The sequence below is a fragment of the Okeania sp. KiyG1 genome, assembly GCF_014132355.1.
Lineage (GTDB): Bacteria > Cyanobacteriota > Cyanobacteriia > Cyanobacteriales > Microcoleaceae > Okeania.
This window is the reverse complement of record NZ_BLZO01000186.1, coordinates 1-10,788: the sequence shown is the minus strand read 5'-3', so window position 1 is coordinate 10,788 and position 10,788 is coordinate 1. Positions and strand designations below refer to the sequence as shown.

8 protein-coding genes and 1 pseudogene are annotated in these 10,788 nt (G+C 35.3%); 1 reads left to right on the top strand and 8 read right to left on the bottom strand.

Going from position 1 to position 10,788, the window contains the following annotated elements:
* Positions 1-727: 727 nt before the first annotated feature.
* The gene (locus SAGCYANO_RS41130; RefSeq protein WP_202225290.1) at positions 728-1,342 is read left to right on the top strand and encodes a GUN4 domain-containing protein; all 615 of its coding nucleotides are present in this window, start codon (positions 728-730) and stop codon (positions 1,340-1,342) included.
* Between the two features lie 223 nt (positions 1,343-1,565).
* Here SAGCYANO_RS41130 and SAGCYANO_RS41125 read toward each other — a convergent pair whose 3' ends face one another.
* The 8 genes and pseudogenes from SAGCYANO_RS41125 to SAGCYANO_RS41090 form a co-directional block, all read right to left on the bottom strand.
* Entirely contained in the window at positions 1,566-2,189 is a 624-nt protein-coding gene (locus tag SAGCYANO_RS41125; RefSeq protein WP_202225289.1) for a hypothetical protein, read from the bottom strand.
* Positions 2,190-2,308: 119 nt separating this feature from the next.
* Entirely contained in the window at positions 2,309-2,599 is a 291-nt protein-coding gene (locus SAGCYANO_RS41120) for a hypothetical protein (RefSeq protein ID WP_202225288.1), read from the bottom strand.
* A gap of 64 nt (positions 2,600-2,663) precedes the next feature.
* Entirely contained in the window at positions 2,664-3,944 is a 1,281-nt protein-coding gene (locus SAGCYANO_RS41115) for a sulfite exporter TauE/SafE family protein (RefSeq protein ID WP_202225287.1), read from the bottom strand.
* Between the two features lie 450 nt (positions 3,945-4,394).
* A complete protein-coding gene (locus SAGCYANO_RS41110) occupies positions 4,395-5,585 on the bottom strand; it encodes a patatin-like phospholipase family protein (RefSeq protein WP_202225286.1) in 1,191 nt (396 codons plus the stop codon).
* Positions 5,586-5,865: 280 nt separating this feature from the next.
* Positions 5,866-7,041, bottom strand: a pseudogene (locus SAGCYANO_RS41105) (DNA cytosine methyltransferase).
* A 170-nt stretch (positions 7,042-7,211) separates the two neighbouring features.
* Positions 7,212-7,763 (bottom strand): Uma2 family endonuclease, encoded by a 552-nt coding sequence (locus SAGCYANO_RS41100; RefSeq protein ID WP_202225285.1) that lies wholly within the window; start codon positions 7,761-7,763, stop codon positions 7,212-7,214.
* A 162-nt stretch (positions 7,764-7,925) separates the two neighbouring features.
* The gene (gene murD / locus SAGCYANO_RS41095; RefSeq protein WP_202225284.1) at positions 7,926-9,317 is read right to left on the bottom strand and encodes a UDP-N-acetylmuramoyl-L-alanine--D-glutamate ligase; all 1,392 of its coding nucleotides are present in this window, start codon (positions 9,315-9,317) and stop codon (positions 7,926-7,928) included.
* Positions 9,318-9,973: 656 nt separating this feature from the next.
* The coding region (locus SAGCYANO_RS41090) for a glycine--tRNA ligase subunit beta (protein ID WP_202225283.1) at positions 9,974-10,788 on the bottom strand (815 nt) is incomplete at its 5' end.

Sequence of the window (10,788 nt, the reverse complement as noted above, 5' to 3'; positions counted from 1 at the left end):
GCTAAAGGATTTAAGACTTTAATTGCCTTTAAAGTTATTTCTTTGGCCCTTAGAAGATTGTGGCCAATGCTTCAAAAGGCCAATTGTACTTAAAAGGCGATCGCTACAATTGTCCCTGATAGTTTAGGAGATAAGTAAAACTTTTTCTCCTTTTTTCTTCAGAGTGAAGATAAGGAAAATCTCAATTTTGGCAGCGCACCCAATCAAAAACTTTCTGAATATGTTTTTATTTTACCTGTCGTATTATCTGTTGATGAAAACCAATTTAATAATCAATCTTCAGCACAACAAAACACAAGGGGAGGTTTTTTTGGTAATTAGGGCTTGCTGATTAAATATAAAAGCATTAACATATAAATACTTTAGCATTTTTGGGTTCTAAAAAAGTGCCTGGTATCACGTGTAAAACGCTCAAAAAGTTAGTATTTTAGGCGCATAGTTGGGCAAAAAAATCATTCTTAAAATTCTTACTTCTACCTCCTCGCTCATTCCCATTGCTCCTATATTTCCCTCCGAGGAGGGGAGGGGCGAGGGGTGGGTTGTCTCCTACCCCTACTAAAATACTTTTTCAGCAAACCCTAATTAATTAACTTTCAAAGCAAAATAGTTCTTAAGTAACATAAGAACTATTCTATAAATTCAGTGCTTCCATAATAATTTATCCACAATGAAGCTTATAGGATTACTGGTTTTTATTATTGTTATTCTATTGGTATATTTTGCAAGGATGCTAGTCAGATATTATCAGCGTCATTACAAAGCTAAACCTAATTATGAATCGGAAAACTCAAGAAAAGAAAAATTAACAATAGAAAAAGAATCAAATTATCCTATTCCTAAACCTCCTATTATTTCTATCCCTAAACCTCCTATATCTTTAGCTACTAATAAGAGAATCGATTATTCAAAATTACAAACTTTTTTAGAAAATTTACAATGGCAAAAAGCAGATATAGAAACTAGGCTTATTTTAGAACAAATAAGTGGTTTTTCTCAATTCAATTATCTTGACAATCAGAGTATATCTAAACTTCCTTGTACAGATTTACAGACTATTGATAATTTATGGTTACATTACAGTAACTGTCACTTTGGTTTTACTGTACAATCGAAATTATTGCTAGCTTCAAAAGAGAATCTTAATTTATTTGGGGAGTGGGTGGGATGGTCTAAACAAGGAGTATGTATTAATAATTCGGATTTAATTTATGATTTAACTGCACCTAGAGGTCATCTTCCTGTTGCCTATATTCCTATTGTAGGGGGTTATTTATGGATTGTCTTAGGTTCAGTTATTTGGTTAAGTAAACGATTACATGACTGTCATAAAAATTATCAATAAATTCCTGAAAAAAGCAAAGTGTGGAGACCCACCCCTCGCCCCTCCCCTCCTAGGAGGGGAATTTGGGAAGTGTGGGAAGACAGAGAAAGTAGGAGGAATAATGGTTCTTTGATTTTTCTGCCATAATCATCTCAAAATACTCACTTTTTGAGGGTAAGTGAATTGAAACAGGCACACTTTTTCGATTATAAAAAGGCACTTACCTTAAGTAATTATCCATTAATTAACCACCAGTAACTGTCACGGAATAATTAAATTTAAAAGGTTTAAAACTTTTTCCATCTTTGGCACTCCCAATAATTTCTAACTCATAAACACCAGATTTGGGAAAAGTAATTTCTGTTCCTGGTATCTCTTGATATTGTTCAGTATCAATACCTTTTAATTCTGGATTCATTATCGGTTTACTTTCAGCGTTACGAGGTTGAGAATAAACATTTAACTGACAATCACATTCACTAAAAGGAAGACTTTTTCCACCTTTACGAGTGAGAGCAAACCAGGCTAAAGAAGGTTTACCTACCTTTGGATTATGATTGGGAGTAATGTGAAAAGTACAAGCCACATCTTCAGAAACTTCAACATTATGAGCTTGAAATTTGAAAAAAGAATGAACTAGTTTTGTCAGTTGTTGAGACTCTAAAACAGACTCTTGGTTCTTTGCATAAGCAAACTGAAAGTAATTTATTTTTTGACTGTCTGTAGATAAAAATATCGGCTCTAAATCATCTGTTTTTTGATGATTATCAATTAATTCTGACGAAAAATTGTTGTTAAACTTTGTAGTTTCTCCACCAAAAGAAGAAATCAAAATTAGCAAAGAAACATTCAGACTAATTTTTAACAAAAAAACATTTTTTTACCTTCTCCTAAATTTATTATCAAATAGTATTATTGGCTATATTTAGCTTGTTTGAAATTTTCAGATTACCTCAGAATTATGGGCGGACTTCAGTTTTATTACCTTTAATACCAATTTGAAAAAAGAATGCTACAAAAAGGTAGACATTGATCGGATCTGCTTAAAAATAGTCTATCCAGTTCATTTGAGATAGTTATCTCTATCTTTTTTCCCTTTTTTTCAATATTTACCCCTTCTTCCTTCTTCCTTCTTCCTTCTTCCTTCTTTCTTACTTCTACCATTTGTAACAAACATTTATCAAATTGGAATAAAGGAGAAAAAAGCAATTTTGTCAAAGCTTCAGAGTACGAATCTCTGGTTGAGAATGTAGTAGGAGTTAAACGAATTTGCTTCATTCATTAATAAAAAGCTGATAGCTGACCGCTGATAGCTGTTTGCGCAGCAGTCCGCAGGAAATGCTTACGAATTGTGCACTTGGTTTTGAATTTTAACTTGTTCCAGTGGTGGTACATAATATTTGCCTATAGAAAATAAAGACCAAAACTGATGTGAACGTATAATCAAAACAACTAATATTGTCACACCCAAAAAAACAGCACGCAACTGATTTCCGAAACTCCATTCCAACGCACCCAAATAATGGGAACCCACCGCCACCACATGAACCCCACATAACAAAAATGCCGGAACACTTAACAAATGCAACCTTCGCCACCATTTACCCAAATATTTCACCGCCCCATCAAAACTCGTCAGCGCTAACGGTAACATTAACCCCAAACCAAAAATACCTGCCCATATTCCTACCTGATGCAAAGGCAACATAAACGATACTGCCTGCATATTCCAATTTAAACTGTGGTCTAACATTCTTCCTGTATGTGCCACCGACAAAACAAATGCTCCCATTCCTATTGCTCGTCGATAACGTAGAGGTTGACTCCAAAACAGACTTAGAGGTCGCGCTACCAAGGCTAACATCAAACATAATATTGCAGCAGAACCACTGTAGTCCACCATCTCACCATTGCGCATGACTACCATGATGCCAGTAAAAATACTCACCCATCCTGCCATCTGGAATAGTTGACTACGTTTGTCTGCACTCAAAAAAGATGTCAACATTCCTACCCCTAACATTGAGGGTAATGTTCCCAACCCAAACGCCAACATAGTCGCTCCACCTAACCAGATATTGCTAGTTTCTGCCGCTTTAATTTGAGCAGCATACAGAAAACCACATGGCATCAAACCCCAGACTAAACCGAGAAAAGCGGGAGTCCACCATTTGTTTTCCATGGAGAGGTTAACCATGACTGTACTCAGGTGGTTATGCAGGTTGTTTTTTTTCAAGGGATGGAATATTGGTAGTTTGGGTAATAGTTGTGGTTGCACTTTTGCCAGACCAAACCAAATTAGCATTAAACCTGTGAGTATTGCTAACCATCGTCGCAAGTCACTGTCGATGCCAGCTAAATGACCGCTTGCTACTAATACGGAACCCAATGCACCAATACCAGCACCAGTTAAGGTATAGCTACAGAGGCGGCCGAGGTTAAGCAGGGTATGAAATTGAAATTGATGCCATTTGTTAGGAGGAGTTGGCGATAGAACATTGGTTCCGCTCTGCGACTGGGTAGAAAGAGAGAAAGTTGCAGTCAATGGTCCGCACATTCCGACGCAGTGACCGAAACTGCCAAGAAATCCTAAAATTGTTAATAATAATAGTTCTAGTAGCACGTTTTTTTCGGGGATAGCATCCACATAAATTAATAAAATATTTATAACTCATCAGGAATAGTTACATCAATTACTTCTGTTTGATTTTTCCGGTGTAGCGAGCAGGTAGTTAGTTGCTAATACTATTACTAATAGACATCTCCAAAAATCAAAAATAAAATCAATTATTGTACAGAAATTATCAGTTATTTCCCCCTATTCCCTATTCCCTATTCCCTATTCCCTCTTTTCTGGAGATGTCTAATGCAGTAAGAAAACCATAAAAGTAATTTTTAAGTTTCATAATAGAGTATTAAAAGTTTGTTGATACTCAGGAGAATCATAAGTATGGTAATTATAGATCGGGACTTACACCGAGACACTAAATATAGTGAGGGCAATTCGCGAATCGCCCCTACTAGATATGGTGGTTATGCGTAAGTCCTGTATATGTTGTTCATAACTGAAGACTTAATTAGGCTTAGAATTTGAATCAATAATAGGCTTAGGCTTAGGATTACTATTAATAAAGTCTTCAATTCCCTCAATTACTCCTTGCATTCTAGCATATTTTTTATTTTCATACTTGATAACGTCGCCTTTCTCAAGATACCATTCAGCCGCTTTTATTAGCTCCTTAAAGTTATTAGGATTGTCTATTTCTTCAATCATGTCTTTCTTTTTCTTCTTCTCCTGCTTACTAATATTAGTATACTCTTCGTTGCAAAATTTTTTTAGATCAAAACTCAAACGTAGGTAATTGCGGTCACTGCCCACTTGCATTGTCATCATTCGCCTGCAAATCGTTTCTGAACTTATGGCAGCAGGGTCCATAAAGATATTGGGTATATTCTTAGCCCAACTTGCCAATCCCCACTTTTCAACTTCTTCATATTCGTAGGACTTAGTTGTCTGAGCAGTTCCAATAGAGAGTACAGCAATATTGCTCCAATTTGATGTTTTGTCAAGTTCAAAGGCACGAGCGATCGCAATTAACGATGGGTTATTAGCTGATACCCCACCATCAATGTGCGGAAGATATCCATCTTTATCAGAAAAAAGTTTATAAGGGGGAAAAAACGTTGGAGCTGCTGCTGAAGCAGTACATATTTTCCATAGCTCTATGTTGTCATACCATTGTGGTTCATCATCAAAATTACAAAACCAAGTTGTGTTTCGGTACTTAACATCATAAGCAGGAATCAGAATACAAAGTTCCTTGATATCACTCAACTTCGCAGGTCCTAATTTTTCCTGCAATACTTGAGCTAAACCCGGTTCTCCATCTTGATTGGGGTATAACACCTTAATTCCGAAAGGTTTAGTCAAAAATTTCTGAACTTTATCTCCAAAAAGTTGGCTCAACCATCTCCTTTTCCTTGCCGAACGCACACTGTTGGGGAAAATCTTTTTTCCCTCATCCCTGTAGAGTCCTATCATATCTCCAGCACTTTTCTTGCAAGCAATACCAGCAGCTAGAATTGAGCCAGTAGATGTGCCAGCAACTAAGTCAAAATATGTATGTAATTTGTGGCCTTTTGTTTCTAGAATTTCCTCTACTTTTTTGAGAATTCTTGCGGATAAAACTCCACGGATGCCACCACCATCTAGGCTGAGAATTCTGTATTTTTTTTCATCTTTTTTTTCACTTTCTATAGTCATACTACTCCTGGAAAAGTTAAATTTTAAGGTGATTTCAGCTAATATTTAATAATAACACAGTTTTGGGTAGAAATATCTGATTTGGTTGGTATAATTTTGATATTTGGCGAAATACTCTTAATCAAAAGCTAACTGAGTTTAAACAGGATAATTAACTATTAGACATCTCCAAAAATAAAAAATAAAATTAATTATCATCCATCAATTATCAATTACTACTCCCTGATCATCCAATACGGTTTAGATAAGACCACAACTTTTATGGTATCGATCTATAGACTCAGGTACTTTCCTTCCTTCTTCCTTCTTCCTTCTTCCTTACCTTGGCAATTTTATTTAAAAAAGGAATCAATGCATAACCTATACATTCTGCTAAACGAGGAGGTACAGCATTACCAATTTGCCACATCGCTTTTTTCATAGAACCCTCGAAAATAAAAGAGTCGGGAAAACTCTGTAATCTTGCCATTTCTCTTGCTGAAATTACCCGGTTAAGGTAAGGATGAATATGAGTACCACCATGATTTTCTTTGATAGTCATACTTGGTTTACCCAAATATTGTCGTTTAAAAGCATCAGCATAAGTTTTATATAAAGAACAACCAGGAGGCACTTTAGCAAGTCTTTTCATATATTCTTGTGAATGTCGAGTCCATTGATGATTAATTTCTGGAATCGGAGTTAATTCTGGAAGGTCAGAAATTGCTGATTCAATTGCCTTATATTGATGGGGTAATAGTTGAGGTTTTGGATAAGGATTTATCATGCCAAATTTATTGGCAATAAAAATAGTTCTAGGGCGAATTTGTGGAATTCCATAAGCAGCAGATTCTAGAATTGCTACAGATACATTAGAATAACCAATATCGATAAATGCTTGGCAAATTTCTGCTTTAACAGCACCTTTTTTCATGGTAATAATTCCAGGCACATTTTCCATAATAATGTACCAAGGACGAATTTCAGAAACTACTCTCACAAATTCTCGAAATAAATTATTTCTAGGGTCATCAGGATTACGTTTTCCGGCAACTGAAAAACCCTGACATGGAGGACCTCCTACTACTAAATGTATTTCTGGTGAACCAATTTGATTGAGCCATTCTGTAGAATTAAACTCTTTGATATCCCCACAAAAATGATGAGTTATAGGAAAATTTTTTCTATGGGTTGCTGATGCTATTGAATTTTATTCAACACTTGCTATTGGTTTAAATCCTGCTTGTACTAAACCTTGTGTCATTCCTCCAGCACCGCAGAACAAATCGATAAATTTATAGTCAGATTTCAATATGGGTTTCTCTTCAATTTTAATGAATTTTTTATATGGGTCGCTGTCATTATTGTTTAATTCATATTGGATTTTTTCATAACGTCCTAGTTTTGCTTTTTTATGATAATTTTTATCGTTTTGATTCTCTAAATTAGGAAATAAAGATAGTTGTTTTCCTTCCATTAAATTTTACCGAATAATTAAGCTTGAAAGCTTCTCCTTTAAAGGAGAAACAAGAAAAAAATTTCCTTTGAGTCAATCCTCTCCTTGAAAAGAAGAGGTCATTATTAATTATTAATTATTAATTATTAATTGTTGAACTATTCTTTTTGTCTGATTTTCCAATACAATTTCTATTCAAACTCTGGTGCCCACACCTCTGCTACAGGCAATTTCCATCCAGGCAATATTTCTGCTACTTCTAAAACATCTCCATCTCTGAGGACAATTTTCTCTCTCATAAACCTATAAACTTCCATTGTCCGACTGCGGGGGTCTACTAATACACCGACAATAGTTCCTAACTCTAGAAAATCTTGTATTTTCTCACGCAATTTTGGTAATTTATCACTTTTAGATTTAACTTCAAAAATTAGGTCGGGAACTAATTCTACATAATCTTCTGTAGGACGGGGTAATTTTTCTGCACGAATAAAAGAAGTATCTAGTGTGCGGATGTCTCTATCTGAATTCGGTAAACGAAAACCTCCCCTAGAAGCAATAACTCTACCTAATTTCCGAGGTCGTACCCAGTTTCGTAACTGAGCAACTATTTCTGCTGCTACTTCATCTGATTCTAAACCAGAAGGACTCATCACAATAATTTCTCCACTTACTAATTCCATTCGATAATCTGGATAGTCTACTTGCAGCTTTTCTAAATCTTTAACTGTTAAATTTGACATAGTTATCTCTCATATTTCTGTGTTGAATTCTCTGTTGAAATCTCCCTCGATTGCCAAATAATTAAGGTTAAAACCCTCTAAGTTCAAGCATAAATCAATCCATCCCACAAATTAGTTTTAAGTATAGGTAATTATTAATCATTAATTTTTTAAACCCTAAACCTAACACCCACATTTTTTGTTTTTATTATCTATTTTTCTTTCTTGACTAATAAGTTTTAAACACAATTCCCGAAAATTATCGCCTCGTTGTTCAAAATTTTGATATTGGTCGAAACTTGCACAAGCAGGAGATAATAATACAACTTTGGCATCATATTTTTTTGCTAATGCTGCACCTCTAATTACTGCTCGCTCCATTTCTCCTACTATTTCATAATTATGAAAGTTAATTTTTTGTAGTCTCTTGGCAAAAGTCTCAGCAGCATTACCTATTAATAAAACAGCAGCAACTTTTTCCTTAATTCGTCGCAACCAGTCGTTATCATTACCCTGTTTAGCTTCACCACCAGCAATTAATAACACAGGTCCTGGTACAGCACTTAAACCAACTGCTGCTGCATCATAATTTGTTGCTTTACTATCATTGAGAAAATCTACTCCATTCCAAGTGCAAATATATTCTAAGCGATGAGGTACACCAGGAAATGTTTTTACTGCAGAGGCGATCGCCTCTTTTTCTATTCCTGCTAATTTCGCTACTGCTACTGCCATCAATAAATTCTGCTGATTATGATTTCCCAACATTCGCAGCGACTCTACAGAAACTATTTTTTCCCCAAATGCTACTACCGACCCATCCTCAATGTAAACTCCTTTGCCAGTATCTCCCACTAAGTTAGCTTTACCTTTGATACTTGTCCAGTGGGCATTATGTCCAAGGTTAGTTGCATGTTGACGTATATACGAGTCGTCACTATTGAAAATTTGTATTTGAGAGCGATTTAATAAAGATGCTTTGATATTAAAATAATTTTCTATAGTATAGTGGCGACTCAGATGATCGGGGGTCAAAGTAGTCCAAACACCAATTTGAGGTGCAAGGGTGTTAGATGATTCTATTTGATAGCTGCTAATTTCTGCTATTACCCAATTTGGCGGAGTTTCTAATAAAGCTAATTCACAAGCAGCATAGCCAATGTTACCACAGGCAGGGGCGTTGAATCCTGCGGTCTTAAAAATTGCAGCAACTAAAGCAGTGGTAGTAGTTTTGCCATTAGTACCAGTTATCCCTACCCAAGGGGAAGATTTGAGATATCGCCATGCTAATTCCATTTCTCCAATAGTTTCAATTCCACTTTCTCTGGCGCGTTGGAGTGGGGGTATATCCCAAGGTACACCGGGACTAACAACTACTAAATCTAAAGATGTTTCCGGTTCAAACGAATAACCTAACTTAACAGTAATACCTTCTTGAGTTAATTGTTTTTGCTGTTGTTCAAGATAGTCGGATGTATTGCGATCGCTCAGTTCTACTTCCCAACCATTTTTCTTTAGTAGTCGCGCAGCAGCAACACCTGATTTTCCTAGACCAATAATATGAGTTTTTGGCATAATAAATATTTTTTGGTAGATATTTTGATAAATTTACAAATTACCAAATGATAGTTATTTTTATTTTACAACAGAGTAGGCTAAAAAGTTTTTATTGGGATAGCTTTTCTCACTATTAAAAACTAACAATTTTAACTTTCATAACTTCAACAAAAGAGGTATTTATTAACAATAAAAAACTCAAAATAATTGTCCCAAATTATCGCTTAATTAGCCTATAGCACCGAATTAGTATTTCCTTAAGTAATATTACTAGACCTACATATCTAACATAGTGTTGTGCGACGGATTGTTAAATACCTTTGATAGCATAAGCCATAATAGGCACCTTACAATTATGAACTATTTTAGGTGTGTCAGTCCAGTAGGGTGCGTTAATGAAATGTAACGCACCAAATTAGTATTTCCTTAACTAATAGTACTAGACCTAAATATCTAACATAGTCAGGACTTACGCAACGACACTAATTATAGTGGTTACATCAGCAACAATGACCAATTTATACACTAGATGTAGCGGTGCTGCGTAAGTCCTGATAGTGCTAGTGCTGTGTGATGGATTGTTAAATACCTTTTACAGCTTGTATTTTAGTCGTAATGGCACACCCTTGACTTTTGAATTTTGACTTTTAACTTTTTACTGCTGCGTAGCAGCACTAGCTTTTAACTATTTCTCCAAAGTCTGCCAATACCCTTGCATTATTACGGAGTAACCCTAATAAATTTAATCTATTCTGTTTAATTTTCGGGTCTGGGTCCATTACTAACACACTTTCCGGCCCATCAAAGAAATTACTTACAGTTGGGGCAATTTTTGCCAAAGCATCTACTAACTGTTGATAATTTCTGGTTTGTTGAGATATTTTTGTCTGAGGTACTAAGTCAACTAAAGCATTATAAAATGCTAATTCTGATTGACTTTGAAATAAGTTTAAATCCACATTTTTTTCAGGTGCAAGTTGTATTTTATCCAACTCACCTTGAGCCGCTAAACGAGTTGAACGGTTAACAGTTTCATAGATTTGGTCAAGCAGACCATTTTGCCGAATATTTTGTAAGAAAATTGCACGGTTCCGTACATCTAATAAATCTTTTAATGCTCGTTCGGTATATTCAGAATCATTATTTCCTAAAACTGCATTTACCAAATCATAATCAATGTTCTTTTCCTCTTGTAAAATTGTTCTAATTCGCTGCAAAAAGAAGTCATATAATTGTGGCAATAATTCTGATTCTGCTTCGGGATAAAATTTTGTAAAATCTGTAGCAATCTGTTCTAATAATTGATGTAAATTTATCGATAATTCGGCTGACCAAGTAATATTAACCACTGCATTTGCTGCCCGACGTAAAGCAAAGGGGTCAGAGGAACCTGTAGGTAACATTCCCAATCCAAAAATACTTACCAAAGTATCAAGTTTATCTGCCAAACTCACAACTTGACCGCTAATACTTTCAGGTAAAATATCTC